The 26,331-nt window shown below is 67.9% G+C and carries 25 protein-coding genes; 10 read left to right on the top strand and 15 right to left on the bottom strand.

Annotation, left to right across the window (positions count from 1 at the left end; all coding sequences use genetic code 11):
- Window positions 1-42 precede the first annotated feature (42 nt).
- The 4 genes from WS45_RS30520 to WS45_RS30505 form a co-directional block, all read right to left on the bottom strand.
- A complete protein-coding gene (locus WS45_RS30520) occupies window positions 43-1,284 on the bottom strand; it encodes a multifunctional CCA addition/repair protein (RefSeq protein ID WP_059703189.1) in 1,242 nt (413 codons plus the stop codon).
- Complete coding sequence (locus WS45_RS30515; protein WP_059535069.1) at window positions 1,281-1,928, bottom strand: glutathione S-transferase family protein; 648 nt, start codon at window positions 1,926-1,928, stop codon at window positions 1,281-1,283. The genes WS45_RS30520 and WS45_RS30515 overlap by 4 nt, the downstream gene beginning before the upstream one ends.
- A gap of 54 nt (window positions 1,929-1,982) precedes the next feature.
- Window positions 1,983-2,942, bottom strand: coding sequence for a complex I NDUFA9 subunit family protein (locus tag WS45_RS30510; RefSeq protein ID WP_059703187.1), 960 nt, complete (start codon window positions 2,940-2,942; stop codon window positions 1,983-1,985).
- A gap of 157 nt (window positions 2,943-3,099) precedes the next feature.
- Window positions 3,100-5,052 (bottom strand): lytic transglycosylase domain-containing protein, encoded by a 1,953-nt coding sequence (locus tag WS45_RS30505; protein WP_059703185.1) that lies wholly within the window; start codon window positions 5,050-5,052, stop codon window positions 3,100-3,102.
- A gap of 8 nt (window positions 5,053-5,060) precedes the next feature.
- Here WS45_RS30505 and WS45_RS30500 point away from each other — a divergent pair, with 8 nt between their 5' ends.
- A complete protein-coding gene (locus WS45_RS30500; RefSeq protein WP_059691957.1) occupies window positions 5,061-5,669 on the top strand; it encodes a 5-formyltetrahydrofolate cyclo-ligase in 609 nt (202 codons plus the stop codon).
- A 68-nt stretch (window positions 5,670-5,737) separates the two neighbouring features.
- On the opposite strand, the gene WS45_RS30495 is transcribed toward WS45_RS30500, so the two are convergent.
- Window positions 5,738-6,250, bottom strand: coding sequence for a winged helix DNA-binding protein (locus WS45_RS30495; protein ID WP_059535061.1), 513 nt, complete (start codon window positions 6,248-6,250; stop codon window positions 5,738-5,740).
- Between the two features lie 148 nt (window positions 6,251-6,398).
- On the opposite strand from WS45_RS30495, the gene pxpB reads away from it, so the two are divergent.
- From pxpB to pxpA, 3 genes are read left to right on the top strand one after another with little or no spacing between them, the layout of a single operon-like run.
- Complete coding sequence (gene pxpB, locus WS45_RS30490; protein ID WP_059703183.1) at window positions 6,399-7,055, top strand: 5-oxoprolinase subunit PxpB; 657 nt, start codon at window positions 6,399-6,401, stop codon at window positions 7,053-7,055.
- Entirely contained in the window at window positions 7,052-8,119 is a 1,068-nt protein-coding gene (locus WS45_RS30485; RefSeq protein WP_059703181.1) for a biotin-dependent carboxyltransferase family protein, read from the top strand. The genes pxpB and WS45_RS30485 overlap by 4 nt, the downstream gene beginning before the upstream one ends.
- Window positions 8,120-8,174: 55 nt before the next feature.
- On the top strand, window positions 8,175-8,939 hold the full coding sequence (gene pxpA / locus WS45_RS30480) for a 5-oxoprolinase subunit PxpA (RefSeq protein ID WP_059535055.1): 765 nt from the start codon (window positions 8,175-8,177) through the stop codon (window positions 8,937-8,939).
- 558 nt (window positions 8,940-9,497) lie between these two features.
- Here the strand turns inward: pxpA and WS45_RS30475 are convergent.
- From WS45_RS30475 to WS45_RS30430, 10 genes are all read right to left on the bottom strand, one after another.
- Window positions 9,498-10,643, bottom strand: a complete 1,146-nt coding sequence (locus WS45_RS30475; RefSeq protein ID WP_059703180.1) for a TraB/GumN family protein — start codon at window positions 10,641-10,643, stop codon at window positions 9,498-9,500.
- Window positions 10,636-11,652 carry a peptide ABC transporter ATP-binding protein gene (locus tag WS45_RS30470; RefSeq protein ID WP_059703179.1) on the bottom strand — a complete coding sequence of 339 codons (1,017 nt, stop codon included), beginning with the start codon at window positions 11,650-11,652 and terminating at the stop codon, window positions 10,636-10,638. The genes WS45_RS30475 and WS45_RS30470 overlap by 8 nt, the downstream gene beginning before the upstream one ends.
- Window positions 11,649-12,647, bottom strand: a complete 999-nt coding sequence (locus WS45_RS30465) for an ABC transporter ATP-binding protein (RefSeq protein WP_059535050.1) — start codon at window positions 12,645-12,647, stop codon at window positions 11,649-11,651. The genes WS45_RS30470 and WS45_RS30465 overlap by 4 nt, the downstream gene beginning before the upstream one ends.
- Window position 12,648: 1 nt before the next feature.
- A complete protein-coding gene (locus tag WS45_RS30460; RefSeq protein WP_059535048.1) occupies window positions 12,649-13,566 on the bottom strand; it encodes an ABC transporter permease subunit in 918 nt (305 codons plus the stop codon).
- Window positions 13,567-13,570: 4 nt separating this feature from the next.
- Window positions 13,571-14,581: an ABC transporter permease subunit gene (locus WS45_RS30455; RefSeq protein ID WP_059691952.1), complete on the bottom strand. Its 1,011-nt coding sequence runs from the start codon at window positions 14,579-14,581 to the stop codon at window positions 13,571-13,573.
- Between the two features lie 118 nt (window positions 14,582-14,699).
- A complete protein-coding gene (locus tag WS45_RS30450) occupies window positions 14,700-16,328 on the bottom strand; it encodes an ABC transporter substrate-binding protein (RefSeq protein ID WP_059535044.1) in 1,629 nt (542 codons plus the stop codon).
- 312 nt (window positions 16,329-16,640) lie between these two features.
- Complete coding sequence (locus WS45_RS30445) at window positions 16,641-17,948, bottom strand: MFS transporter (RefSeq protein ID WP_059703177.1); 1,308 nt, start codon at window positions 17,946-17,948, stop codon at window positions 16,641-16,643.
- A 188-nt stretch (window positions 17,949-18,136) separates the two neighbouring features.
- Window positions 18,137-18,448, bottom strand: coding sequence for a high-potential iron-sulfur protein (locus tag WS45_RS30440; protein ID WP_059535040.1), 312 nt, complete (start codon window positions 18,446-18,448; stop codon window positions 18,137-18,139).
- A gap of 149 nt (window positions 18,449-18,597) precedes the next feature.
- The gene (locus WS45_RS30435; protein ID WP_059703176.1) at window positions 18,598-19,707 is read right to left on the bottom strand and encodes an NAD(P)/FAD-dependent oxidoreductase; all 1,110 of its coding nucleotides are present in this window, start codon (window positions 19,705-19,707) and stop codon (window positions 18,598-18,600) included.
- Window positions 19,708-19,860: 153 nt separating this feature from the next.
- Window positions 19,861-20,841: an AAA family ATPase gene (locus WS45_RS30430; RefSeq protein ID WP_059535036.1), complete on the bottom strand. Its 981-nt coding sequence runs from the start codon at window positions 20,839-20,841 to the stop codon at window positions 19,861-19,863.
- Window positions 20,842-21,068: 227 nt separating this feature from the next.
- Here WS45_RS30430 and WS45_RS30425 point away from each other — a divergent pair, with 227 nt between their 5' ends.
- The 6 genes from WS45_RS30425 (at window position 21,069) to rqpR (ending at window position 26,184) form a co-directional block, all read left to right on the top strand.
- Window positions 21,069-21,788, top strand: coding sequence for a nitroreductase (locus tag WS45_RS30425; RefSeq protein ID WP_059703174.1), 720 nt, complete (start codon window positions 21,069-21,071; stop codon window positions 21,786-21,788).
- A 146-nt stretch (window positions 21,789-21,934) separates the two neighbouring features.
- A complete protein-coding gene (locus tag WS45_RS30420; RefSeq protein ID WP_059703172.1) occupies window positions 21,935-22,423 on the top strand; it encodes a hypothetical protein in 489 nt (162 codons plus the stop codon).
- Between the two features lie 5 nt (window positions 22,424-22,428).
- Entirely contained in the window at window positions 22,429-23,244 is an 816-nt protein-coding gene (locus WS45_RS30415) for an endonuclease/exonuclease/phosphatase family protein (RefSeq protein WP_059448471.1), read from the top strand.
- A gap of 274 nt (window positions 23,245-23,518) precedes the next feature.
- The gene (locus WS45_RS30410; RefSeq protein WP_059535031.1) at window positions 23,519-24,289 is read left to right on the top strand and encodes a ferredoxin--NADP reductase; all 771 of its coding nucleotides are present in this window, start codon (window positions 23,519-23,521) and stop codon (window positions 24,287-24,289) included.
- Between the two features lie 415 nt (window positions 24,290-24,704).
- The gene (gene rqpS / locus WS45_RS30405) at window positions 24,705-25,520 is read left to right on the top strand and encodes a quorum system sensor histidine kinase RqpS (protein ID WP_059703170.1); all 816 of its coding nucleotides are present in this window, start codon (window positions 24,705-24,707) and stop codon (window positions 25,518-25,520) included.
- A gap of 7 nt (window positions 25,521-25,527) precedes the next feature.
- A complete protein-coding gene (gene rqpR, locus WS45_RS30400) occupies window positions 25,528-26,184 on the top strand; it encodes a response regulator transcription factor RqpR (protein ID WP_059535026.1) in 657 nt (218 codons plus the stop codon).
- Window positions 26,185-26,331: the final 147 nt, after the last annotated feature.

The following is a 26,331-nucleotide window of genomic DNA, read 5'->3' as shown; positions in this document are numbered from 1 at the left end:
GCGGCCGGGCGGCGCACCACGCCACCCGGCGCTTCCGCAGCACTATTCCCCGATCGCCAGCGCCTGCTTGACGGCCTCGATGCGCGCGCGATGCACGGCGTCCTTGATCTGCATCGCATCGTTGGCGACGCCGCGCGCGATCGCGCCCGCGTCGACGCTGCGCGCCGCCACCAGCGCCACGCGCAGCCGCTCGGCCTGCGGATACGGCTGCGTGTCGAGCCCGAGCCGGCCGCGCGCATCCGATTCGCACGCCTGCAGCATCTCGGCGAAGCGCGCGGGCTTGCGCAGCGCATCGCTGCGCTCGAAGAGCCGCACCAGCGCGGCCGCGCCCATTTCCATCACGCGATGCAGGTTGCCGTGCTCGCGCGCGACCACCAGCGCGAGATCGCGGCACTCGTTCGGCACGCGCAGCCGCTCGCACAGCGGCTTGATGAGATCGACGCTGCGGCCTTCGTGGCCGACATGGCGCGGCAGCACGTCGGCGGGCGTCGTCGCCTTGCCGAGATCGTGCGTGAGCGCCGCGAAGCGCACCGGCAGCGAGTAGCCCTGCTTCGCCGCGTAGTCGACGACCATCATCACGTGCACGCCCGTGTCGACTTCCGGGTGGTAGTCCGCGCGCTGCGGCACGCCCCACAGCGCGTCGACCTCGGGCAGGATGCGCGCGAGCGCGCCGCACTCGCGCAGCACCGCGAACATCCGCGACGGCTTCGCCTCCATCAGCCCGCGCGCGATCTCCTGCCACACGCGCTCGGGCACCAGTGCGTCCGCTTCGCCCGCGTCGACCATCCGCCGCATCAGCGCGAGCGTGTCGTCCGCGACCGTGAAATCCGCGAAGCGCGCCGCAAAGCGCGCGATCCGCAGGATCCGCACCGGATCCTCGACGAACGCGTCGCCCACGTGCCGGAACACACGTGCACGCAGGTCGGCCTGCCCGTCGAACGGATCGATCACCGGGCCGATCAGCGCGCCCTCCGGGCTCACTTCACGCGCCATCGCGTTGATCGTCAGGTCGCGCCGCGCGAGATCCTCGTCGAGCGTCACGTCCGGCGCGTAGTAGAACTGGAAGCCGTGATAGCCGGCCGCCGTCTTGCGTTCGGTGCGCGCGAGCGCGTATTCCTCCTGCGTGTCCGGATGCAGGAACACGGGGAAATCCTTGCCGACCGGCCGGAAGCCCTGCGCGGCCATCTGCTCGGGCGTCGCGCCCACCACCACGTAGTCGCGGTCCTGCACCGGCACGCCGAGCAATTCGTCGCGGATCGCTCCGCCTACTGCGTAGATGTTCATGGCGTCGGTTCGTATTCGGCGATCACGTTGGTTTCGCGGCGCGCGGCATCGATCCAGCGCTGCACCGCCGGCAGCGCCGTCACGCGCGCGGCATACCCGGCCGCCTCCGGCGACAACGCCGGCGCATACGTGTTGAAACGCATCACGACGGGCGCATACATCGCATCGGCGATGCCGAATTCACCGAACAGGAACGGTCCGCCCGATGCCTCGATGCATGCGCTCCACAGCGCGTCGATGCGCGCGACGTCGGCGAGCGCATCGGGCGTCGCGCCGCGTCCCGGCATCGACGCGCGCACGTTCATCCCCATCTGCGTGCGCAGCGCGGCGAAGCCCGAGTGCATCTCGGCCGAGATGCAGCGCGCATGCACGCGATCGAGCGGATCGGCCGGCCACATCGGGAACTGCGGATAGCGCTCGGCGAGCGTCTCGGCGATCGCGAGCGAATCCCAGATCGCGACGCCATGGTCGTCGATCAGGCACGGCACCTTGCCGGTCGGCGAATACTCGCGGATGCGCGCGGCCGTGTCGTCGCGGCGCAGCTCGATTGCGATCTCGTCGAACGGGATGCCGAAATGCGCGAGCAGCAGCCACGGCCGCATCGACCACGACGAGTAATTCTTGTCTCCAATGACGAGTTTCATGGCGGGGTTCCGAAAAGCGCGAAAGTGAATGACGGAAGCGACGGCCCGCGACGCCTAGCGGCGCGAGCGGAACCAGTCGAAGCGGGAGCGCCGCGCGGCATGGCCGAGATACGCGGGCGCGATGCTCTCGAGACTCGCGGGCGAGATCCCGAGTTCGGGCGCGAGCGGCCCGGACAGCACGTTCGGCACCGACATCGACGCGAGATTGTCGCGCGTGATCACCGGCTCGCCGGGCAGGCATTCGAACACGCTCGCCTGCAGCCGCGCGAGCGCGTCGGGCAGGCGCACGATGCGTGCCTGCCGGCCGACCAGCGTGCCGCAATAACGCACCAGTTGCTCGAGCGTGTAGACGGTGGGACCGCCGAGTTCGTAAGTCTTGCCGTGCGCGGCCGCGAGATCGAGCGTGTTGACGAACGCGCGCACGACGTCGCCGACGAACACCGGCTGGAAGCGCGCATCGGGCATCGCGAGCGGCAGCACCGGCAGCGTGCGCTGCAGGTTCGCGAACGTGTTCAGGAACGCGTCGCCGGGGCCGAACACGACCGACGGGCGGAAGATCGTCAGCGCGAGCGAATCGGTCGCCGCGACCGCATGCAGCGCGGCCTCGCCGTCGCCCTTCGAGCGCTGGTACATGCTCGGGCCGTGCGAATCGGCGCCGAGCGCGCTCATGTGCAGCACGCGCCGCACGCCGACTTCGACGCACGCGGCGGCCAGCGCGGCCGGCAGCGCGACGTGCGCGCGCTCGAACCCGGGCCCGTACGGCGTGCCGCGGCCGCCGTGCAGCACGCCGATGAGGTTGACGGCCGCATGCGCGCCGGCGACGAACCGCGCCAGCGTGCGCGGATCGAACGCGTCGAGCTCGACGATCTCGACCGGCAGCATCTGCAGGTGGCGTGCATGCTCGCGCCGCCGCGTGGCGATCCGCACCTGCTTGCCGGCGTCGATCAGCGCATTGACGAGCCGGCTGCCGATGAAGCCGGTGCCGCCCAGCAGCGCGACGGTCTGGCGATCCATGTTCAAGACCTCCAAGGAGCTGTTCACGCCAATAACGGGCTTGCACTGGCGGCCAGCCCCACAAATGACTTTTCCAGTCAGGGGAACAAGCCCGGTATCAGCGTGAACAGCCCCTTGCACACTGCCGCGTCTCGCGCGGCAGTATGAAGATTGCGGATCAGGGCGAGATCATGCCCAGGCGTTTCTTCAACGACTGCGGTTTGCCCTCGAAGAGCGCCGCGTAGTAGACGGTATTCGACAGCACGTTCTTCACGTAGTCGCGCGTCTCGTTGAACGGAATCGTCTCCGCGAAGATCGCGCCTTCGACCGGCTGCGTCAACACCTGGCGCCACTGGCGCGGCCGGCCCGGGCCCGCGTTGTAGCCGGCCGTCGCCAGCACCGGCGAGCTGTCGAAGGTGTTGTAGATGTCCGACAGGTACCAGGTGCCGAGCTGGATGTTCGTATTGATGTCGTGCATCTGCGCACGCGTGATCGTGCCCATCCCGAGCTTCTTCGCGACGAGCTGCGCGGTGGCCGGCATCAGCTGCATCAGCCCGCCCGCGCCGACCGACGAACGCGCGTTCGTGATGAAGCGCGATTCCTGGCGGATCAGCCCGTACGCCCATTCGATGTCGAGGCCGGTCGACTGCGCGTAGCGCTCGACGATGTCGCGATACGGCGACGGGTAGCGCAGCGTGAAGTCGTGCTCGGCCTTCGTGCGGTCGGCCGTGTTGACCGTGCGGTCGAGCAGGTCGATGCGCTTGCCGTATTCGGCGGCCGCGAGCAGCTGGCGATCGGTCATCCCGCGCAGCGGCCAGTTCCATTCGCGGTTGCCTTCGAGGCGCAGGTTCAGCCCATAGAAGCGTTGCGCGAGCGCGAAGCCCGGGATCTTGCTCATCGCGTCGACGTCGGCGTCGCTCACCTTCGTGCGCGGCGGGACCGACGTGCGCTGGCCGAGCTCCTCGCCGGCGAGCTGCCCGTAGAAGTTGAACTGGCCAGCGACCTGCTCGAATTCCTGGTTCGCCTGCAGCGTGTCGCCGCTTTGCTTGAGCGCGCGCGCATGCCAGTAGATCCACGCCGGATCGCTGCGCAGCGACGGCGGCATCTGTTCGATCGACCAGCGCACCATCGGCCAGTTGCCGACGAGCAACGCGGCGCGCGTGCGCCATTCGTAACCCGGGTTCGACAGCGGCGCGTTCGCGGATTTCGCATACCAGACCGATGCGAGCGCCGAGCGCTTGATCGCCCCCTGGTAGCCGATCGCGCCCCATGCGATCGCCTGCTCCTGCTTCGTCAGCGAGCCGGCGATGGACGTCAGCATTCCCGCCGCGGCGTCCGGGTCGTTGCGCGCCATGCGGCCGAGCGCGATCAGCGCGAGCTGGTGCGATGCCGCGTCGGGGCCGACGCCGCGCGCGAGGTACAGCGGCGGCGCGCTGGTCGCCTGATCGAAGCCGACCGGCCGCGCGCCGAGCGCGTCGACGATCTTCCCGCCGAGCGTCGTGTAGTTCTGCTCGTAAGCGAGGCGTGCCTGCTGCCACACGTCGTCGCTCGTGAACTGCTGGTTGACGGTGAGCGCCGTAATCAGGTCGACACAGGCGTCGCCGTAGTATTTCGGCTCGACGAGCAGCGCGCGCGCCGCCTCGGCGACGTTCTCGCCGCGCGCCGCGCGCGATTCGAGCGCGTAGCACTTGACCTGCGTGTCGTCGTCGAGCACGAAGCGCTTGTACTGCTCGTCGAAGCTGCGCCAGTCGTGGCGCGCGCCGAGCACGAGCAGGTAGTCGTTGCGCAGGCGGTCGGCGATCGCCTGACCGTCGTAGCGCTGCAGGAACGACTGCACGGGGGCGTCGGGTGCGTCGACACGTGCGCGGCCCGTCGAATCGAACAGTTGCGGCTTGATCTGGAAATACTCGACGTAGGACGGGACCGGATAGTTCGGAATCATCGCCGCGAGCTGCGCGGCCTTCGCGGCGTCGTTGCGGCGTGCGGCTTCGCGCAGCTGCACGAAGATCTGGTCGTCCCCGGCGAGCGTGTCGTCGTTCGGTGCGGCGCACGCGGCCGTGCCCGCGACGAGCGCGGCGGCAGAAAGCGCGAGCGCGACCGCGCGATATACTCGGAAAAGGCTGTTCGACATCGTTTTGAATGGAGCACGAAGTGAGCGAAAGCATAGCATGCAACCCTGTGCCGAACCCGAAGGTTGCACTGCGCAAAACGCTGTCCGGCGCGCGTCGCGACGCCGCGTCGCAGCCCGCCGCGAACGCCGCGCTCGACGCGCGGCTGCGCCTGTTGCTCGAGCGGCTCGCGCCGCGCACGGTCGGCTTCTACTGGCCGCTGCCGGGCGAATTCGACGCACGCGACGCGGTGCTCGCGTGGTCCGCGGCAGGCCCGGGTCGCCGCGCCGCGCTGCCGGTGATCGGCGAGAAGCACACGCCGCTCGCATTCCATGCGTGGGATGCGCACACGCCGATGCGCGAAGGGCATCACCGGATTCCGGAGCCGGCGTCGGGGGTCGTCGTCGTGCCCGATCTGTTGCTGATTCCGTGTGTGGGATTCGATCTGCAGCGCTACCGGCTCGGCTATGGCGGCGGCTATTACGACCGCACGCTCGCGGTGTGGCCGGGCGACACGCTGCCGGTGACGGTCGGCATCGCGTATGAAGCGTGCCGCGTGGACGCGCTGCCGGCCGAAGCGCACGATCTCGCGATGCGCTGGATCGTGACCGACGGCGCGCTTTACCCGGCCGCCGGATGACGGGGCGCGCGACGCGAAGTCTGCGGCATGCCGCGCGTCACCGCGTCGACCGTCCCGTCCGCAATCGTTTACAGCGACGCCGCCGCGCGCGCGGCCGTGTCGTAGAGGCCCGATGCGTGGCGCAGCAGCTGCGCCGCGTCGCCGATCTGCTCGTTGGTGAGGCCGCTGTCCTTCAGTGTCTCGATCAGGCAATGCTCGCGCACCTCCCGATACTTCATGCACAGCTCGCGGCCCGCGTCGGTCGCGAAGAAGAACACTTCCTTGCCGCTCTTCTCGCTCTTCACATAGCCGCGCGCGATCAGTTTTTTCAGCGCATAGGTCGCGACGTGCGTATCCTCGATATTGAGCACGAAGCAGATGTCGGCGAGCTTCTTCTTGCGTTCGCGATGGCTGACGTGATGCAGCAGCGACACCTCGACCGCCGTCATGTCCTTCGCGCCCGCGGCCGACATGCAGCGCACCATCCAGCGATTGAACGCATTGCCGGCCATGATGAGCCCGTATTCGAGTTCCGACAGCTCCGCGCTCGAATCGGAAACGAGGTGTTCGGATGACACGATCTTGGTCGCAGGACGCTTCATGGAAAGGCGGCGCAAGCCGGATGACAGGGTGTGCCGAGTGTACGCCAGAAGCCCGGACATACGGGCTAGGCGAAAACGCTTATTGGGAAGTTGTCGATATTTTATTGACAATGTGCGCTAACATTGTCGTCCAAACCGTGCCAGTCCGATGACGCAACCCCGCATTTATCCGCTCGGCGACGCCGCCCTCGTCTGCGAGGTGCCGCCGCCCGCCACGCTCGATTGCCAGCGCCGCGTCTGGGCCGTCGCCGAGGTCGCGCGCGCGTGGCCCGACGTGATCGACGTCGTGCCGGGCATGAACAACCTGACGATCGTGTTCGACGCGCTCGCCGCGACGGCCGAGTCGCTCACGCCCGCGCTGCGCGATGCGTGGGAAACCGCCGACGTCGAGCATGCGGACGGCCGGGAAATCGAAATCCCGGTCGAATACGGCGGTGCGGCCGGCCCCGACCTGGCGGCCGTCGCCGCGCACACCGGGCTGCCGGCCGACGAAGTCGTCGCGCGTCATGCGGCCGGCGAATACGTCGTGTTCTTCGTCGGCTTCCAGCCGGGCTTCGCCTATCTCGGCGGCCTCGATGCGTCGCTGCACACGCCGCGCCGCGCGGCGCCGCGCCTGGAAGTGCCGGCCGGCTCGGTCGGCATCGGCGGGGCGCAGACGGGCATCTACCCGGCCACGTCGCCCGGCGGCTGGCAGCTGATCGGCCGCACGTCGCACGTGCTGTTCGACCCGGCGCGGCCGCAGCCGGCGCTGCTGCTGCCCGGCGACCGCGTGCGCTTCACCATTGCCGGAGTCGACGCGACATGACCCAGAACACCGCACCGGGCACGATCGAGGTGGTCCGCGCCGGCCCGTTGTCGACCGTGCAGGATCTCGGCCGCCGCGGCATGCGCCATCTCGGCGTCGCGCAGGGCGGCGCGCTCGACGGCCTCGCGCTCGAAGTCGGCAACCGGCTGGTCGGCAATCGCCCCGACGCGGCGGCCGTCGAAATCACGATTGGCCCGGCCGCGTTCCGCTTCACGCGCGCGACGCGCATCGCGATCACCGGCACCGAATTCGGCGCGACGCTCGACGGCAAGCCCGTGTATTCCTGGTGGAGCCTGCCGGTCGAGGCCGGGCAAACGCTCGTGCTGCCGGCCGCGAAACGCGGGATGCGCGGCTATCTGTGCATCGCCGGCGGCATCGACGTGCTGCCGATGCTCGGCTCGCGCAGCACCGATCTCGCATCGCGCTTCGGCGGCCTCGGCGGCCGCGCGCTGCGCGACGGCGATCGGCTTCCGGTCGGTGTGCCGCCGGCCGGCGCCGGCTGCCTCGCGGCCGATGCGCCCGAATTCGGCGTGAAGGCGCCCGCGTGGTGCGCGTTCGTGCGCGTCGACGAACCGCCGCGCCGCCACCGGCCCGCGCATGCGCCGTGGGCGATGCCCGTGCGCGTGCTGCCGGGCCCCGACTACGCGTCGTTCGCGGCCGATTCGCAGCAGGCGTTCTGGGACGAGGAATGGCTCGTCACCGCGAACAGCAACCGGATGGGCTATCGTCTCGCCGGCGCCGAGCTGGTGCGCGAGCGGCCGGTCGAGCTGCTGTCGCACGCGGTGCTGCCCGGCACGATCCAGGTGCCGCCGAACGGCCAGCCGATCGTGCTGATGCACGACGCGCAGACCACCGGCGGCTATCCGAAGATCGGCACGGTGATCCGCGCGGATCTCTGGAAACTCGCACAGGCGCGGCTCAACCTGCCGATCCGCTTCGTGCGCACGACACCCGACGCCGCGCGCGCCGCGCTGACCGCGGAACGTGCCTATCTGCGTCAGATCGACGTCGCGATCGAGATGCGCGAGGAGACCCGCCGCCGCGCGCAATCGCGCGCGGCGTGACAATGGCGGAAGCAGGACGAAGGACGCGCCACGCCATCAGTGGACGAGGAACATCATGGAAATCGATCTGAATGCCGATCTCGGCGAAGGATGCGGATCGGACGAGGCGCTGCTCGACCTCGTCACGTCGGCGAACATCGCGTGCGGCTGGCATGCAGGCGGCGCCAATGCGATGCGCGACTGCGTGCGCTGGGCCGTGCAGAAAGGCGTGTCGATCGGCGCGCACCCGAGCTTTCACGACCCGGAGAATTTCGGCCGCAAGGAAATGCAGCTGCCGGCCGGCGACATCTATGCCGGCGTGCTGTATCAGCTCGGCGCGCTGTCGGCGATCGCGCAGGCCGAGGGCGGCCGCATCGCGCACGTGAAGCCGCACGGCGCGCTGTACAACCAGGCCGCGCGCGATCCGATGATCGCCGACGCGGTGGTGTCCGCGATCCACGACTTCGATCCGTCGCTTGCCGTGTTCGGGCTCGCGAACAGCGTGTTCGTCGCGGCCGCGCGCCACGCGGGGCTCGCCGCGGTGGAGGAAGTGTTCGCCGATCGCGGCTACCGCGCGGACGGCTCGCTCGTGCCGCGTAGCCAGCCCGGCGCGCTGATCGATGACGAGGACGCGGTGCTCGCCCGCACGCTCGACATGGTGCGCGATCGGCGGGTGCAGTCGGTGAGCGGCGAGTGGGTGCCGCTCAATGCGCAGACGGTCTGCCTGCACGGCGACGGCCCGCATGCGCTCGCGTTCGCGAAGCGGATCCGCGCGGCGCTCGAAGCGGCCGGCATCGACGTCGTCGCCCCGGGCGCGCTGGAAGCCGACGAAGGCGCCTGACCGGCGCGCAAGCCGCGCCGCCGCCCGACGAAAACCGCCGCACCAAAGAAAAAAAGCGCCCTCGTGGCGCTTTTCTGTTGGCGCAATCGCCGCGGACTTCGCCGTCTGTCGATTCGCCCCCCGAAACCGTCTGTCGACGGTGACCGGAATAATGCTCCGGATTAAAAAACGTCCGCCGCCGCCCGATTGCTGCTTCCCCCGGTCGGACGACGGAACGTCGCTTATCCGCAAGTCTGTCGCATGCATTTGTTGTCCCGACGATGTTGGCCCCGCCGTGCATGCAGACACTCCGCGGCCGGCACGATCATCACGTGCCGGCTACGCTAACCCCGCGCTTTGTTTTCTGCTACCCCGTAGAACTTTTTCTATTCTTTTCAATTTTTCAACTTGTGGGATGAAGAATAGAGATCGGCAGAACCGGATGTCAATCGTTTTAAACGCTATTTCCTGAGGATTCAAGGGTTTTCCTTATCGAATCGCGCGGCCGCACAGGCGCTTCGCAGCGCGTGCGTATCGTCGATCAAACAGGGGAGGATCGGTGCGCGGCGCCCGGCGCGATCAGTTCGCGTCGACCTGATACCCTTGCTGGCGCAACAATTCGAGCACGCCGCGCGGGCCGCCCAGATGCAGCGCGCCGATGGCGACGAATACCGGCCGGTTCGGCGCGGCGATTGCAGTCATCCGTGCAACGAAGCGCCGGTTGCGTTCGTACAGGATCTTGTTGTCGATCGACGCCGACAGCGCCTTCGAACGGGCCAGCCGCTCGCTCTTCGCGACCGCCCACGCCGAGATCGCATCGGCGTCGCCGATTTGCCACAGCCGGTGCAGCGCCTTGATGTCGTCGGCGTTCTGCGCCGGCGTCTGCACCATGTCCTGCGCGAGCATCTCGCGCTGCTCGGCGAGCGTCAGCCCGGTGAACGCGCGCATCTGCTCGGCGAGCGTCTCGAGCCCGATCACGCGGCCGCCCTTCTTCTTCAGGAATACGTTCTGCAGTTGCGCCTCGGTGCCGTATTCCGTCTGCAGGCCGGCCGCCAGCGAGTCGTAGGTTTCGACGACCAGCGCCGCGAGCCACGGCCGCATCCGGCGAATCTCCGCGAGCGCGGCCGGATTGCCGCGCAGGCGCCCCGCGAGGCGCTGCCACAGCGGCTCGGGCAACAGGCGCTGCAGGCACGGGGAGCGGCACACACCATACTTCGACACGTCGTCCTGCGATTCGAGGAGATCGTCCGGCGACAGCTCGAGCGCGAGCGTCGGCGACGCCGCGAGCGCTCCGAGGATGCGCGGCCGGAACGGCTGAGCGGGCGGATAGTCGGACGGGTCGCCCGTATGCAGCGTGCCGAGCACGTACAGCGTGACCTTGCCCCGGGTGGCGACATAGAACGGCATGCGCGCGGGCTGCACGCGCACCGTGCCGCGCGCGACCGTGCCGTTGGACACGGAAGGCGCGTGGAAGCCCGGCAGGCTCATGCCGGGCGGCGGAACCTGCGACGTATGGATCGGCGAACTCGCCGGCGCGCGCCCTTCGGCGCGCGCCGACTCGACGGAAACGACGAGGCCGGCCGCCACGCACGCGCCGGCCAGCGCCGCGCCCGTGACCGTGCGCACGCTCCAGCGCCGTGCGTTGCGGCACGCGCGCATCACGCGCGCGCTGCCGGCCCCCGAACGGCGCACGCCGGACGCGCGCGCCGCCAAACCATCAGGCATTCGCCTCCCCCACCTCCTCGGCGCGATGGCAGGCCACGCGGCGTCCGTCGACGTCGCGCAGCTGCGGTTCCTCGACACGGCAACGCTCGACCGCGTACGGGCAGCGCTGGTGAAACGCGCAGCCCGACGGCGGATTGAGCGGCGACGGCAGCTCGCCCTGCAGCTTGATCTGCACGCGGCGGTCTTCCTCGAAGATCGCCGGCGTCGCCGACATCAGCGCGCGCGTGTACGGATGGCGCGGCCGCGCGTAGATCGTCGCCTTGTCGCCAAGCTCGGCGACGCTGCCGAAGTACATCACCATCACGTCGTCGGCGACGTGCTCGACCACCGACAGGTTGTGCGAGATGAAGACGTAGCTCGTCTTGAACTGCTCCTGCAGATCCATGAACAGGTTCAGGATCTGCGCCTGGATCGACACGTCGAGCGCGGACACCGGCTCGTCGGCGACGACGATCCGCGGATCGAGGATCATCGCGCGCGCGATCGCGACCCGCTGGCGCTGGCCGCCAGAGAACATGTGCGGATAGCGCTTCGCATGCTCGGGCCGCAGGCCGACCGTGCGCATGATCTGCGCGATGCGCGCCGCGCGCTCGGCGGCCGTCAGGTTCGCATTGATCTCGAGCGGTTCGGAGAGCGTCTGCTCGACCGTCTTGCGCGGGTTCAGCGACGCGAACGGATTCTGGAACACCATCTGCACGCGGCGGCGCAGGTCGGCGACCGTCTCGCGGCTCGCGCCGGCCACGTCCTTGCCGTCGATCGTCAGGTGGCCCGAGGTGGGCGTCTCGATCATCGTGAGCTGGCGCGCGAGCGTCGATTTCCCGCAGCCTGATTCGCCGACGACGGCGAGCGTCTTGCCGCGCTTCAGCGTGAACGACACGCCGTTCAGCGCCTTCACCGTGCCTTGCCCGAACATCCCGCGCTTGACCGTGTAGTGCTTCGCGAGCTGGTCGGCGACCAGCACCGCTTCCTCGTCGTGCGGCACGCGAGGCGTTTCGTGGACTGCATTCATCGTGCGCCTCCCGTGAGGTCGAGGTTGGAAACATTGAGCGGCTTGATGCAGCGCGCACGCATCGCATCGTTGGCCGGCACCAGCGTATCGAGCGCCGGACGTGCCTTGCGGCAGTCGTCGACGACGTACTTGCAGCGCGGCGCGAACAGGCACCCGGACGGGCGATCATCGCGGCCGGGCACCATGCCCGGCAATGCGGCAAGGCGACGCGCCCCCTGATTGTGCTCGGGAATCGCCGCGAGCAGCGCTTCGGTGTACGGATGATGCGGCGCACGGAAGATGTCCGGCACGCGATTGGTCTCGATGACCTCGCCCGCATACATCACCGCGACGCGCTGCGCGACCTCCGACACCACGGCCAGGTCGTGCGAGATCAGCACGAGCGCCATCCCGCGCTCCTTCTGCAGCTTCACGAGCAGATCCATGATCTGCGCCTGGATCGTCACGTCGAGCGCGGTGGTCGGCTCGTCGGCAATCAGCAGCTTCGGGTTGCACGCGACCGCCATCGCGATCATCACGCGCTGGTTCATCCCGCCCGACATCTGGTGCGGGAACGCCGTGATGCGGTTCTTCGCGTCGGGAATGCCGACCTGATCGAGCAGTTCGAGCGCGCGCCGGTGCAGCGCGTCGCCGCGCAGGCCTTCGTGCAGCTTCAGCACCTCCTTGATCTGGTAGCCGACCGTGTAGCTCGGATTCAGGCTCGTCAGCGCGTCCTGGAACACCATCGCGATGTCCTTGCCGACGATCTTGCGGCGCGCCTTCGGCGACGCCTTCAGCAGGTCCACGCCGTTGAACGTGACCTCGTCGGCCGTCACCTTGCCGGGCGCGTCGATCAGGCCCATCAGCGCCATCATCGTCACGCTCTTGCCCGAGCCCGATTCGCCGACGACGCCCACCACCTCGCCCGGCGCGATCGACAGGTTGATCCGGTCGACAGCGGGCAGGCCGTTGAAGTTCACCGCGAGATTGCGGATGGTCAGAAGATTCTGGGTCATGTCAGGCCATCCGCTTCAGTTTGGGATCGAGCGCGTCGCGCAGCCCGTCGCCGAGCAGGTTGATCGCGAGCACCGAAATCAGGATCGACAGGCCGGGCATCGTCACGATCCACCATGCGTTGTCGATGTAGTCGCGCGCGGACGCGAGCATCGCGCCCCATTCCGCGGTCGGCGGCTGCACGCCGAGGCCGAGGAAGCCGAGCGCGGCCGCGTCGAGGATGGCCGACGAAAAGCCGAGCGTCGCCTGCACGATCAGCGGCGCCGTGCAGTTCGGCAGCACCTGCGAGAACATCAGGCGCAGCGTGCCGGCACCGGCCACGCGCGACGCCGTCACGTACTCCTTCTGCAGTTCGCCGAGCGCCGACGCACGCGTGAGACGCACGTAGGCCGGCAGCGCGACGATCGCGATCGCGAACATCGTGTTGGTGAGGCCCGGGCCGATGATCGCGACGACCGCGACCGCGAGCAGCAGCGACGGCAGCGCGAGCAGCACGTCCATGATGCGCATCACCGGCGTGTCGGCCCATTTCTGGAAGAACGCGGCGACCAGCCCGAGCACGATGCCCGGGATCAGCGCGAGCACGACCGACACGAAGCCGATCCAGAACGACATGCGCGCGCCGAACATCAGGCGCGAAAGGATGTCGCGGCCCGCTTCGTCGGTGCCGAGGATGAATTGCCAGTTGCCGCCCGCGAGCCATGCGGGCGGGATCTTCACGTAGTCGCGGTATTGCTCGACCGGGCTGTGCGGCGCGATCAGCGGCGCGAGGAGCGCGACCAGGATCAGCATCAGCACGACGATGCCGGCGCCGACGGCGCCGCGGTTGCGCGAGAAGTTGGCCCAGAACTCGCGCAGCGCGAGCGCACGGCCGCCGGCCGGCGCGGATTCGCTCGGCAGGGTGTTTTGCAGATTGCTCATGGAATTACCTCGTGTGGCGGATGCGCGGATTCAGCACGCCGTACAGCAGGTCGACGACCAGGTTCACGACGATCACGAGCGTCGCGATCAGCAGGATGCCGCCCTGGACGACCGGATAGTCGCGGCGGCCGATCGCATCGATCAGCCACTTGCCGACACCGGGCCACGAAAAGAGCGTCTCGGTCAGCACGGCGCCGGCCAGCAGCGTGCCGATCTGCAGGCCGATCACCGTGACGACCGGGATCAGCGCATTGCGCAGCGCATGCACGACGACCACGCGCGCGGGCGACAGCCCCTTCGCACGGGCGGTGCGGATGTAGTCCTCGCGCAGCACTTCGAGCATCGACGAGCGCGTCATCCGCGCGATCACCGCGAGCGGGATCGTGCCGAGCACGATCGCGGGCAGGATCAGGTGGCTGACCGCCGACTTGAACGAGCCTTCGTCCGGCGCGAGCAGCGCGTCGATCAGCATGAAGCCGGTCGGATGCGGGAAGTCGTATTCGACCGCGATGCGCCCGGACACGGGCGTCCAGCCGAGGTACGACGAAAACACCATGATGAGGATCAGCCCCCACCAGAAGATCGGCATCGAGTAGCCGGTGAGCGCGGTGCCCATCACGCCGTGATCGACGACCGAGCCGCGCCGCAGCGCGGCGATCACGCCGGCCGGCAGCCCGACGGCGAGCGCGAACACGAGCGCGCACAGCGACAGCTCGACGGTCGCCGGGAAGCGCGCGAAGAATTCGCCCGCGACGCTGGTGTTGGTGATGATCGACGTGCCGAGGTCGCCATGCAGCGCCCGGCCGATGTAGTGGACGTACTGCAGGGGCAGCGGCTGGTCGAGCCCGAGGCGTTTCATTGCCTCCGCATGCATCGCGGGATCGACGCCGCGCTCGCCCATCATCACTTCGATGGGGTCGCCCGGTATCAGGTGAATCAGCGCAAACGCCAGGATGGTGATGCCGATGAAGGTCGGGATCACCATCCCCACGCGGCGCAACACGAATGTGAACATGATGCGTCTCGTATTTTCTTGTGGGAAATGTGCGACCGGCGACGAGGGGCTTTTGGCCCCTCGCCGCCGGATGATTTCAAGCCGGTCTTCTCAATGACGACAGCTTAGGCCAGGTCGGTTACTTCACGCTGACACCGTCGAAACGCGCATAGCCGAGCGGCTCGATGCGCATGTCGACCACGTTCTTGCGCACCGGCTGGTAGACCGTCGAGTTCGCGATCGGCGAGAACGGCAGCTGCTGCGCGAAGATCTGCTGGGCCTGCATGTAGATCTTCGTGCGCGCGTCCTGGCCGGTCGTCGTGCGACCCTTCTGGATCAGCTCGTCGAACGGCTTGTAGCACCAGTGCGAGAAGTTGTTGCCCTTGATCGCCTCGCAGCCGAGCAGCGTGCCGAGCCAGTTGTCGGGGTCGCCGTTGTCGCCCGTCCAGCCGATCAGCATCGTGTCCTGCTCGCCCGTGTGTGCGCGCTTGATGTACTCGCCCCACTCGTACGTGACGATCTTCGCCTTCACGCCGATCTTCGCCCAGTCGGCCTGGATCATCTCGGCCATCAGGCGGGCGTTCGGGTTGTACGCGCGCTGCACGGGCATCGCCCACAGCGTGATGTCGAAACCGTTCGGATAGCCGGCCTTCGCGAGCAGCGCCTTCGCCTTCGCGGTGTCGTTCGGCGCCATCTTCAGGTTCTTGTCGTACGACCATTGGGTCGGCGGCATCGGTGCGCTGGCGGCCTGGCCCGCGCCCTGATAGACGGATTCGAGGATCGCCTTCTTGTTGATCGCCATGTCGAGCGCCTGACGCACTTCGAGCTTGTCGACCGGCTTGTGCTCGACGTTGTACGCGAGGTAGCCGAGGTTGAAGCCCGGCTGCGACGGCATGTCGATGCCCGAGTCGGCCTTCAGCGTCGCGATGTCGGCCGGACGCGGATAGCTCATCACCTGGCACTCGTTGCGCTTGATCTTCTGCACGCGCACGCCCGGGTCGGGCGTGATCGAGAAGATCAGCTTCGACAGCTTCACGGCGCCCTTCTTCCAGTAATCAGGATTCCCGTCGAAACGGATCGTCGCGTCCTTCGTGTAGCTGCGGAAGATGAACGGGCCCGTGCCGACCGGCTTCTGGTTGATGTCGGCGGCCTTGCCTGCCTTCATCAGCTGATCGCCGTATTCCGCCGACAGGATCGACGCGAATTCCATCGCCATGTTCTGGATGAACGGCGCGTTCGGCTCGGCCAACGTGAACTTTACGGTGTACGGATCGACCTTCTCGACCTTCGTGATCAGCTTGTCGAGGCCCATGTCGGTGAAGTACGGGAACGACACCGGGTAGGCCTTGCGGAACGCCTGGTTCGGATCGAGCATGCGCTCGAACGAGAACACGACGTCGTCCGCGTTGAATTCACGCGTCGGCTTGAAGAAGTCGGTCGTGTGGAACTTCACGCCGTGGCGCAGGTGGAACGTGTACACCTTGCCGTCGGACGAGACGTCCCACTTCTCGGCGAGGCCCGGCTCGACCTTGGTGCCGCCGCGCTCGAATTCGACGAGGCGGTTGTAGACGGTGAACGTGGCGGCGGTGAAATCGACGCCGGTCGTGAATTGCGCGGAATCGAAACCCGCCGGGCTGCCTTCTGAGCAGTAGACGAGCGTTTTGTTCGGGATCTGTGCGAATGCAGAACCCGCGACGCCGAGCGATGCCGCTGCCACGCCTGCAATGGCGGTAACACGCAGGGTGTGCAACAGACGGTTGTATTCCATGTTTCCTCCAGGTCTCCAGATCGGAACCGGTCCCCCCTGGGGCCGGGTACGCGGATATTACTTGAGCTAGCGATTTTGCAACAAGCTGGAGAAAAAACTCTTCTAGACGCATTTGCGCGGGTTTTTGCGGATGTCTCGCGCACGCAAAAAGTGCGTCTGCGCGCGCGAGCGGCGAATTCGTTCATCCCGCGCGTGTTTCCTTCGACAACTAAACAATTCGTACGCGGGCGCGAACGATCGCCGCGCCGATTTCGGGGCCAGGGTCCGCATCGTTGCGGATTTCGAAATGATGGTCGCGCTGCAATGCGCCCGTCAGGCCGGGGCGTCGAGATCCGCGCTGCGCGCGGGCACGAACGCGACCGCGACGATCGACAGTGCGAGCCCCGCCATCACGTAATAGGTCGGCGCGAGCGGCGTGCCCGTCACCTTGATCAGCCACGTGACGATGAACTGCCCGAAACCGCCGAACAGCATCACCGCGACGTTGTACGCGATCGACAGCCCCGTCGAGCGCACGTTGGCCGGGAACAGCTCGGCGATCATCGCGCCGAACGGCCCGTAGTAGCCGGCGAGCGTCACCGACAGCACGGCCTGCACCGCGATCAGCCGCCCGATGCTCGGCGCCGCGTCGAGCCACGCGAACAACGGATACATCAACGCGAGCGTCAGCACGAGCGACCACAGCGACAGCCCCTTGCGGCCGATGCGGTCCGACCACGCGCCCGCGACCGGCGACAGCACCATCAACAGCAGGTTGCCGACGATCACCGCATAGAACGATTCCGCATACGGCAGCTTCAGCTGCTTCACCGCGAAGGTCGGCAGATAGCTGATCAGCACGTAGATCGTCACCGTCAGCGCGATCACCGAGCCGAGCCCGCACAGCACCTCGCGCGGATGGCGCGTGAACACTTCGCCGAGCGTCGCGCGGCGGGCGCTTTGCTGCGCGTGCAGGAATGCTTCGGAATCCGCGAGATGACGGCGGATGTAGAAGCCGATCGGGCCGATCATGAGCCCGAGGATGAACGGCACGCGCCAGCCCCAGCTGCGCAGCGCGTCGTGCGACAGCCCGCGCGTGACGGCCGCGCCGACGAGCGCGCCGATCAGCAGCGCGGCCGCCTGGCTCGCCATCTGCCAGCTGCCGTAGAAACCGCGTTTCGAGAACGGCGCGGCTTCGATCAGGAGCGCGGTCGCGCTGCCGAATTCGCCGCCCGCCGAGAATCCCTGCAGCAGGCGGCCGAGCACGATCAGGATCGGGCCGCCGATGCCGATCGCCGCATAGGGCGGTGCGATCGCGAGCAGGAAGATGCCGGCCGTCATCAGCAGGATCACGAGCGACAACGCGGCCTTGCGGCCCGCGCGGTCGGCGTACAGGCCGAACACGATGCCGCCGATCGGGCGCATGAAGAACGCGACGCCGAACGTCGCGGTGGTCAGCAGCAGCGACGAGTATTCGCTGGTCGTCGGAAAGAACAGTTCGGCGATCACGACGGTCATGAAGCCGAACACCGTGAAGTCGTACCACTCGAGCGCGTTGCCGATCACGGCCGCCGCGACGGCCCGCCGGTTCAGCGCACGCTCGGGCCGGACCGTTTTCGTTGAATTCGCAATCGTCGCCATGCGTGCCTCGTCCTCGTGAATTCGCCATCGGGTGGCGCGGCGCACGGGGGGCCGCGGCGCGCTGGTTTGCAGCGAGTGTAGAAAGCGACGGAACCGTTTTCAAGCATAAAAAACGCCCGCCATCGGACGATGGCGGGCGTTTTGCGGTTTTCGCCACATTGCGGCATCGCACGATGCCGCCGCGGACGTCAGCCCATCTTCGTGAATGCGCTGCACCAGCCCTTCGCCGATACCTGCTTGCCGGGGAATGCACCGCACGGGCCCGAGGCCGAGCCCTTCTTGCCCTGATACAGCATGCAGGCCGCGCAATCCTGGCCTGCTGCGTATTTCGGATACTTCGTCTTGTCGACCTTCGTGGCATCGGCCTTGTAGCCGAGCGCCACCGCGGCCGGATCCGTTTCCGACAGCATCGGCGCGTCGGCCAGCGCTTCGCGCGACAGCGCCAGCGCGGACACGGCACCAATGCTCGTAATCAGGAAACTCCGACGGGATGTTTTCATGGGGGACTCGCTCCAACGTTATCGGTTTGAAAGCCGTTCTGGCGACGGCCGTTCGACAGAATAACGCTCAAGCGAATGAATGTGCGCGCCGAAATGCCGGAAATAAGGGATTTCACACGGCCGGCCCGCACGAATGCGGGCCGCGTGCGTCACGCATGTGACGTCATGTCGCCGACGCGCTGCGCGAGCGCGAGCGACGCGGTCAGCCCCGGCGACTCGATGCCGAACAGGTTCACGAGCCCGCGCACGCCGTGCTGCGCCGCACCCTGCACGATGAAGTCGGCCGGCGGCTCGCCGGGCCCCGCGAGCTTTGGCCGGATTCCCGCGTAGGCCGGCTGCAGTGCGTCGTCGGGTAGCCCCGGCCAGTATGTGCGGATCGACGCGTAGAACGCCGGTGCGCGCGCGGGATCGACTTCGTAGCGCAATGCATCGACCCACTCGACGTCCGGGCCGAAACGCGCCTGTCCGGCCAGGTCGAGCGTCAGGTGCACGCCGAGCCCCGCGCGGTCGGGCATCGGATAGACGAGGTGCGAGAACGGCGCGCGCCCGGACAGGCTGAAGTAGTTGCCGCGCGCGAGATAGAGCGGCGGCACCCAGCGCGGATCGAGCCCGCGCGTGCGGCGCGCGAGCGCCTGCGCGCCGAGGCCCGCGCTGTTGATCACGCACGCGGCCTCGATTTCGGTCGGCGCATCGCCGCCGGTACGCACCACGAAGCGACCGCCGCGCAGCACGTCGATCGACTCGACCGGGGATTTCAGCGCGCACATCGCGCCGTCGCGCTCGGCGTCGCCGAGCAGCGCGAGCATCAACTGGTGACTGTCGACGATACCGGTGCTCGGCGAGAACAGCGCCTCCGCGCATTCGAGCGCGGGCTCGAGCGTCTGCGCCTCGGCACGCGTGAGCGGCATCAGGTCGAGCACGCCGTTTTCCGCCGCGCGCGCGGCGATCGCCTTCAACTGCTTCACCTGCGCGGCGCTCGTCGCGACGAGCAGCTTGCCCACGCGCCGGTGCGGCACGTGGCGGGTCTCGCAGAACTCGTACAACAGGTCGCGCCCGTGCACGCACGACATCGCCTTGAGCGAACCGCGCGGGTAGTAAAGCCCCGCGTGAATCACCTCGCTGTTGCGCGAGCTCGTGCCCGTGCCGATCGCGTCGGCCGCCTCGAGCACGACGGTTTCGCGCCCGCGCGCGGCCAGTTCCCGCGCAATCGCAAGACCGACGACACCCACGCCGACCACCACACAATCCATCTGCTCCATGACGTTTCGCGTCGCTTGCGCATCAAGGGGAGAGAAGAGAATTGTACGTCCCGGTTCGCACGCTTGCCGGACGCGTCCGTATCGGCCTGTACGCGTCGCGCGGCGAGGCTCGGCGCGACGCGTGCAGGTCGCGGCGAAGCGCGCGCCGCCGGCTCAGAATCCGATCGGCCGGCGCTTCGCCGCGCCCTCGTCGGCGCGGATGTCGGACGGTGCGATCACGTCGCGGCCGTCGAGCCGCGCGGCGCCGAACGCATGCAGCAGCGCACGGCGCATCGTGCGCGGCGGCGTCGCGGCCAGCACGTCGAGCGCGTCGTCGTCGAGCGTGTCGGGGAAGCGCCGCCCCCACGCGTGCGACGTGCGGATCTCGTCGTAGATCGTCTGCGCGATCCGGCGCGCGCCGGCCGCGTCCGGCGGCGCGATCTCGTACACGTTCATCCGGTTCAGCAGCGGCTCCGGAATCGCCTGCGCATCGTTCGCGGTCGCGACCCAGATCACGTTGCCCGCATCGATCGGCACTTCGGCGAATTCGTCGACGAACGCGCGCGCGGTATCGTGTTCGAGCAACGCGTACAGCGCGCCGAGCGGATCGTATTGCGCGTCGCTGCCGGCCTTGTCGATCTCGTCGACCGCGATCACCGGGTTCGCATAGCTGCCGTTGACGAGCGCATCGAACACCTTGCCGGGCTTCGCGTTCTTCCATTGCGACGACGCGCCCGACAGGATCCAGCCGGCCGTCAGCGAACTCATCGGCACGTAGTGATACGCGGTGCCGAGCAGGTGCGCGAGCGCCTTCGCGAAATGCGTCTTGCCGATGCCGGGCGGCCCGAGCAGCAGGATCGGCATCAGTTCGAGCCGGTCGTCCGTCTCGAGGCACAGCGCGACCTGCTTGCGCACGTCGTCGAGCGGCTCGGTGAAATTGGGCAGCGCGTCGCCGAGTTCGTCGAACGACGGCATCCGGTTCGGCTTCACGCAAAAGCGCAGATTGCCGGTCTTGAGCATGCGCTCGTAGGTGGCGCGCAGTGCGTCGCTCGCGCTCTCGTTCAGGTCGTTCAACGCGGTCTCGACCTGCTCGAGGTCGTACACCGTGCTGAAGGACGCCACCGCCAATTCCTGTTTCACCATCGCCGTCGTCATACCAACCTCGCTACCGCTACCGTCACACGACCATCAGACCCTTACGATTTCAGTGTAGCGATCCCGCATCGGCGTGCAAGCAAGCAGCCGCCCCGGTCTGCTGCTAACACCGCGCGCGCGCTGCAGCGCAGCGCCGCGCGGCGTATGATCGAACGTTCACCGGCCGCCGCGCCGGCCTCGCCACGGCGCCCGCGCGGCGCCGTGCGCTTCGTCTCGAAGGGTTGCCGATGTCCATCCCCGCTGCCGTCCCGCGCATCGACGCCGATGCGATCCGCGCCGTCGACGCCGCGCTCAAGTCGCGCCGCGCGATTCGCGCGTTCCTGCCGACGCCCGTGCCGCGCGACACGCTCGAGGCGATCCTCGAAGCCGCGAGCCGCGCGCCGTCGGGCACCAACATCCAGCCGTGGCGCGTATACGTCGCGACCGGCGCGACCCGCGACGCACTCGCCGCGGCCCTCACCGCCGCGTACGACGATCCGGCGCGCGACGAGAAATACGTCGCCGAATACGACTACTATCCGCGCGAATGGGTGTCGCCGTATATCGACCGGCGCCGCAAGGTCGGCTGGGACCTGTATGGTCTGTTGAACATCGGCCGCGACGAAAAGGCCCGCATGCACGCGCAGCACGCGCGCAACTTCCGCTTCTTCGATGCGCCGGTCGCGCTGTTCTTCACGCTCGACCGCGTGATGACGCACGGTGCATGGCTCGACTGCGGCATGTTCCTGCAGGGCGTGATGACGGCCGCGCGCGCACGCGGCCTCGACACCTGCCCGCAGGCCGCGTTCGTGCCGTTCCACCGGATCGTCGCCGAGCATCTCGACATGCCGGCCAACGAGCAGCTCGTCTGCGGGATGTCGCTCGGCCATGCCGACCCGGACGCGATCGAGAACCGCCTCGTCACCGAGCGCGCGAGCGTCGCCGAATTCGCGCGCTTTTTCGCTTGAAAACGCGTGACGCGTACCTACCTTTTGATCAGGACCGGATCGTGCTGCGAACCTGCGGCGATGCGTCCTGTCACACCACCGTCCAAATCGATCGGGCGTAAGATGTGCGTCCGTTCCCCGCTACCCCGCGTTTCCGGAGAAGTTTCATGCTGAAACACGGCCTGGCCGTCCTGCTCGCGAGCGCCGCGCTCGCGGCCCATGCGCAGAGCCCCGCCCCAGCCGTCGTCGCGTGGGAGATCCAGGTGGTGCGCGACGGTCAGACGATCGACACGTTCCAGCAGCGCACCACCGTGGGTCAATCCCGTACCGACACCCATCGCTATCCGTCCGCCGTGCCCGTCGGCTGCGGCAATGCCGCGCGCGTCGTGCCGACCGAGCGCTCGCGCTCGGTGACGGTCGCGCCGCTCGCCGTCGACGACGCCGCGCACACGGTATCGCTCGCGCTCGACGTGCAGGAAACCCTCGACGACGAAAACGCGACGCGCAGCGATCCGTGCCTGCCCGCGTCGCCGCGGCAGATCGTCGCGAGCCATCCGGGGCTGTCGGTCGGCGGCGATGCGTGGACCGACTGGACGCTCGTCGAGCAGAGCCCGCATCTCGTCTACCGCGTGCGCGCGCACGTCGCGAAGGACTGAGCGCCATGTCCGCCGACGCCCTGTCCTTGCCGTTCGCCGAACCGCACGCCGCGCCCGACGAAATCACCGCGGTCAGCTGGAACCTGCACAAGGGCCGCTCGCCGCTCGGCTTCACCGCATGGAACGCGATGCGCAACTGGATGCAGTCGACGCACGCCGACGTGTATTTCCTGCAGGAGGCGATGGCGCGCCGCATGCCGCGCCCGATGCTCGCCCCCGGCTTCGGCGCGCCGATGGACGACGCCGTCGACGACGTGTGGCATTGCCAGGCCACCGAGATCGCGCAGGCGCTCGACTGGCAGATCGCGCTCGGACCGAACGTGTTCAAGCCGTCGTGGCGGCACGGCAACGCGATCCTGTCGCCGCATCCGCTCGACCTCGGCGGCCGCTGGGACATCTCCGCGCACCGCTTCGAGCGACGCGGGCTGCTGGTCGCGCGCGCGACGCTCGCGGGCGCACGGCCCGTCACGCTGCTGTGCGCGCACCTCGCGCTCACGCGCGCGGCGCGGCTGCGCCAGATGCACTGGATCGCGCACTGGATCGTGCGCAACGCGGGCGACGACCCGCTCGTGCTCGCCGGCGACTTCAACGACTGGCGCAACGATTCGGTCGCGCTGTTCGGCGAGATCGGGCTGTCCGAGGTCGCGACGCTGCTCGGCCAGTCGGGCCGCACGTTCCCCGCGTTCTCCCCCGCGCTCGCGCTCGACAAGATGTTCGTGCGCGGGCTGACGCCGCTCGAATGGCAGGCGCCGTCCGGCGAAACCGCGTGGCTGTCGGATCACCTGCCGTATATCGCGCGGCTGCGCCTCGATCCGCAGTGACGCGGTAGCGCGGCGCGCCATGCGCGAAGCTCGCGGCCGGTCGCTGAAAGCCGGTTGCAAGATTTCGTTGCGCCAAATCCGCGCGGCCGCGCGGGTCAAGCCCGCATCTGCCCCAAGCAGGGTAAAATAACGAGTTCCTCAATCGTCTGTCATCGAGAAGGCGCGTGTCCGACGCGCCGGCCGGCCGATCCGCGATCGGGCCGACGCACTCGGTTTTTTTGCCCGTTTTTGGGCCCGTTACACGCGTCCGCTACGCGCGTCCGTTTTCAAAGCCATGAGCAAATACGACACCGCCACCGTCCAATCCGTCCATCACTGGACCGACACGCTTTTCAGCTTCACCTGCACCCGTGAGCCGAGCCTGCGCTTCAACAACGGCGAATTCACGATGGTCGGCCTCGAGGTCGACGGCAAGCCGCTCGCGCGTGCCTACTCGATCGTCAGCCCGAACTACGAAGAGCACCTCGAATTCTTCAGCATCAAGGTCCAGAACGGCCCGCTGACGTCGCGCCTGCAGCACCTGAAGGTGGGCGACTCGGTGCTGATCGGCAAGAAGCCGACCGGCACGCTCGTCGCCGACAACCTGCTGCCCGGCAAGACGCTGTGGATGCTGTCGACCGGCACGGGCCTCGCACCGTTCATGTCGATCATCCGCGACCCGGACATCTACGAACGCTTCGACAAGGTCATCCTGACGCACACCTGCCGCCTGAAGGGCGAGCTGGCGTACATGGACTACATCAAGCACGACCTGCCGGGCCACGAGTACCTCGGCGACATCATCAAGGAAAAGCTCGTCTACTACCCGACGGTCACGCGCGAGGCGTTCGACAACGAGGGCCGGATCACCGACCTGATCGCGACGGGCAAGCTGTTCACGGACCTCGGCGTGCCGGCGTTCTCGCCGGAAAACGACCGCGTGATGCTGTGCGGCAGCACCGCGATGCTGAAGGACACGACGGACCTGCTGAAGCAGGCCGGCCTGGTCGAAGGCAAGAACAGCGCGCCGGGTCACTACGTGATCGAACGCGCATTCGTGGACTGATCGAACCCCTAATTTGTGCCACATCAAGAACCGGAGCAAAAGCTCCGGTTTTTTTTCGTCCCTACTTGGCGAATTCGTAACAAGCCACGATCATTTCATGTCAAATCGTTACATTTGGATACGGGCGATCCGTGTGCTTTCGCGTCAGTGTTTTTCCTACAACAGCTTCACTCGGATTATTCACATTTACCCTTAAATGTCCGCCCAGCATGACGTTTTCCAAATTTTTGAGATATTATTCGCCCCGCGTGGTCGCCGATCGGGCGACCATTGGAGGGTCGGACTCAAACGTTACAAGATGTAACTTTTGTTACCTCGGCACGGGGCGATTCTCTGGCGGCGGCCGTCATCGAAACGGCAGCCGATCCACGCAGCCAGCCGGTGTCTGAACCGCTTTCTGACAGCAGGGAGAGTCATGGATACGTCGCTCAACGCGCCCACGGGCGCTCATGCCCCGTTCCCGTCGCAGCCGCTCGTGCACGGCTGCGACGCGGCCGCGCCCGTGGCCGAAGCCCTGCCCCAACGCGACACGTCCGCCGCGCGGATCGCGGCGCTGTCCCTCCAGTTGATGGTTGCCGACGAGGCGGCCCGCCGCCATCTCGCCGGCGAACTGCATGACGGACTCGGCGCCGAACTCACCGCCGCACGTTTCGCGCTCGCAAACGTTCAAACGTGGCTGCCGGCAAATGCGCCGGACGGCTGCCTGCGCGCGCTCGAGCTGGCGCAGCAGGCGCTCGACTCCGCCACCGACGCCAACCGCCGGCTGATCGACGAGCGCGACACGCCGGCACTCGACGGCGGCGTCGTCGGCGCCCTGTCGGCGTGGGTCGACAGCCACACGGCGCGCACCGGCCTGCGCACGAGCTTCGTCTGCGCGGCCGACGCACGGCTCACGCAACTCGGCGGCGCCGGCGCGCTCGCGATCTTCCGCGTCGCGCAGGAAGCGCTGTCGAACGTCGCGAAGCATGCGCGCGCGACGTCCGTCGACGTGCAGATCGACACCGACGACTCGCATATGTCCCTGATCGTCACCGACGATGGGACCGGTTTCGCGCGCAGCCGACGCACCGGCTACGGCCTCGCCGGGATGCGCGCACGCTGCGAGGCGTTCGGCGGCAGCTTCGACGCGAGCGCACCGGAAGCGGGCCGCGGCACGCGCGTCACCGCGCGCTTCGCGTGGGACTCGCTGTTCGCGGCGCCGGCGGCCGCGCGCCGCGCGTCGCTTTCGTGAGGCCGTCATGAGCCTGAACATCCTGCTCGTCGACGATCACGCGATCGTCCGTCAAGGGATCCGCCACTTGCTGATCGACCGCGGCATCGCGCGTAACGTGACCGAGGCCGAGACCGGCAGCGATGCGGTGGCGGCCGTCGACCGCGACGCCTTCGACGTGATCCTGCTCGACATCTCGTTGCCGGACACGAATGGCATCGAGGTGCTCAAGCGCATCAAGCGCAAGCTGCCGGGCGCGCCGGTGCTGATGTTCTCGATGTACCGCGAGGACCAGTACGCGGTGCGCGCGCTGAAGGCCGGCGCGGCCGGCTACCTGTCGAAGACGGTGAATGCCGCGCAGATGATCGGCGCGATCCAGCAGGTCGCGGCCGGCCGCAAGTACGTGAGCCCGGCGATGGCCGAGGCGCTCGCCGAATACGTGTCGTTCGAGAACGAACCGCTGCCGCACGAGAAGCTGTCCGATCGCGAATACCAGACGCTCTGCATGCTCGCATCGGGCAAGCGCCTCACCGACATCGCGAACACGCTGTCGCTGTCGGTGAAGACGGTCAGCGTGTACCGGTCGCGGCTGCTCGAGAAGATGCGGCTGTCGAACAATGCGGAACTGACGTTCTACGTGATGAGCAACCGGCTCGTCGACATGGCGCCCGCGTCGGGCGCCTGATTCTTCGTCCTCGCCGCACCCGGCCGGCTCCACGCCGGCCCCGGCGCGCCGCACGCCGCGCACAAGCAATTGTTTTATCGGACGATTCCCGGGCGCACCGCTGCGCCGCAGCGGGTCTTCCACGCCAAATCGGCTAAAATTGCGGGT

This window comes from Burkholderia sp. RF2-non_BP3, assembly GCF_001522185.1.
In the GTDB taxonomy this organism is placed as follows: domain Bacteria; phylum Pseudomonadota; class Gammaproteobacteria; order Burkholderiales; family Burkholderiaceae; genus Burkholderia; species Burkholderia diffusa.
The sequence above is the reverse complement of the archived record's forward strand: the minus strand, read 5'-3'. Positions and strand labels throughout refer to the sequence as shown.

Coding starts and splice junctions, on each gene's coding strand:
- rqpS (WP_059703170.1), top strand. CDS start 24,705: ATGGATACGTCGCTCAACGCGCCCACGGGCGCTCATGCCCCGTTCCCG.
- WS45_RS30410 (WP_059535031.1), top strand. CDS start 23,519: ATGAGCAAATACGACACCGCCACCGTCCAATCCGTCCATCACTGGACC.
- WS45_RS30515 (WP_059535069.1), bottom strand. CDS start 1,928: ATGAAACTCGTCATTGGAGACAAGAATTACTCGTCGTGGTCGATGCGG.
- rqpR (WP_059535026.1), top strand. CDS start 25,528: ATGAGCCTGAACATCCTGCTCGTCGACGATCACGCGATCGTCCGTCAA.
- WS45_RS30430 (WP_059535036.1), bottom strand. CDS start 20,841: ATGACGACGGCGATGGTGAAACAGGAATTGGCGGTGGCGTCCTTCAGC.
- WS45_RS30425 (WP_059703174.1), top strand. CDS start 21,069: ATGTCCATCCCCGCTGCCGTCCCGCGCATCGACGCCGATGCGATCCGC.
- WS45_RS30450 (WP_059535044.1), bottom strand. CDS start 16,328: ATGGAATACAACCGTCTGTTGCACACCCTGCGTGTTACCGCCATTGCA.
- WS45_RS30510 (WP_059703187.1), bottom strand. CDS start 2,942: ATGGATCGCCAGACCGTCGCGCTGCTGGGCGGCACCGGCTTCATCGGC.
- WS45_RS30465 (WP_059535050.1), bottom strand. CDS start 12,647: ATGACCCAGAATCTTCTGACCATCCGCAATCTCGCGGTGAACTTCAAC.
- WS45_RS30520 (WP_059703189.1), bottom strand. CDS start 1,284: ATGAACATCTACGCAGTAGGCGGAGCGATCCGCGACGAATTGCTCGGC.
- pxpB (WP_059703183.1), top strand. CDS start 6,399: ATGACGCAACCCCGCATTTATCCGCTCGGCGACGCCGCCCTCGTCTGC.
- WS45_RS30455 (WP_059691952.1), bottom strand. CDS start 14,581: ATGTTCACATTCGTGTTGCGCCGCGTGGGGATGGTGATCCCGACCTTC.
- WS45_RS30500 (WP_059691957.1), top strand. CDS start 5,061: ATGGAGCACGAAGTGAGCGAAAGCATAGCATGCAACCCTGTGCCGAAC.
- WS45_RS30415 (WP_059448471.1), top strand. CDS start 22,429: ATGTCCGCCGACGCCCTGTCCTTGCCGTTCGCCGAACCGCACGCCGCG.
- WS45_RS30445 (WP_059703177.1), bottom strand. CDS start 17,948: ATGGCGACGATTGCGAATTCAACGAAAACGGTCCGGCCCGAGCGTGCG.
- pxpA (WP_059535055.1), top strand. CDS start 8,175: ATGGAAATCGATCTGAATGCCGATCTCGGCGAAGGATGCGGATCGGAC.
- WS45_RS30485 (WP_059703181.1), top strand. CDS start 7,052: ATGACCCAGAACACCGCACCGGGCACGATCGAGGTGGTCCGCGCCGGC.
- WS45_RS30505 (WP_059703185.1), bottom strand. CDS start 5,052: ATGTCGAACAGCCTTTTCCGAGTATATCGCGCGGTCGCGCTCGCGCTT.
- WS45_RS30420 (WP_059703172.1), top strand. CDS start 21,935: ATGCTGAAACACGGCCTGGCCGTCCTGCTCGCGAGCGCCGCGCTCGCG.
- WS45_RS30435 (WP_059703176.1), bottom strand. CDS start 19,707: ATGGAGCAGATGGATTGTGTGGTGGTCGGCGTGGGTGTCGTCGGTCTT.
- WS45_RS30475 (WP_059703180.1), bottom strand. CDS start 10,643: ATGCCTGATGGTTTGGCGGCGCGCGCGTCCGGCGTGCGCCGTTCGGGG.
- WS45_RS30440 (WP_059535040.1), bottom strand. CDS start 18,448: ATGAAAACATCCCGTCGGAGTTTCCTGATTACGAGCATTGGTGCCGTG.
- WS45_RS30470 (WP_059703179.1), bottom strand. CDS start 11,652: ATGAATGCAGTCCACGAAACGCCTCGCGTGCCGCACGACGAGGAAGCG.
- WS45_RS30495 (WP_059535061.1), bottom strand. CDS start 6,250: ATGAAGCGTCCTGCGACCAAGATCGTGTCATCCGAACACCTCGTTTCC.
- WS45_RS30460 (WP_059535048.1), bottom strand. CDS start 13,566: ATGAGCAATCTGCAAAACACCCTGCCGAGCGAATCCGCGCCGGCCGGC.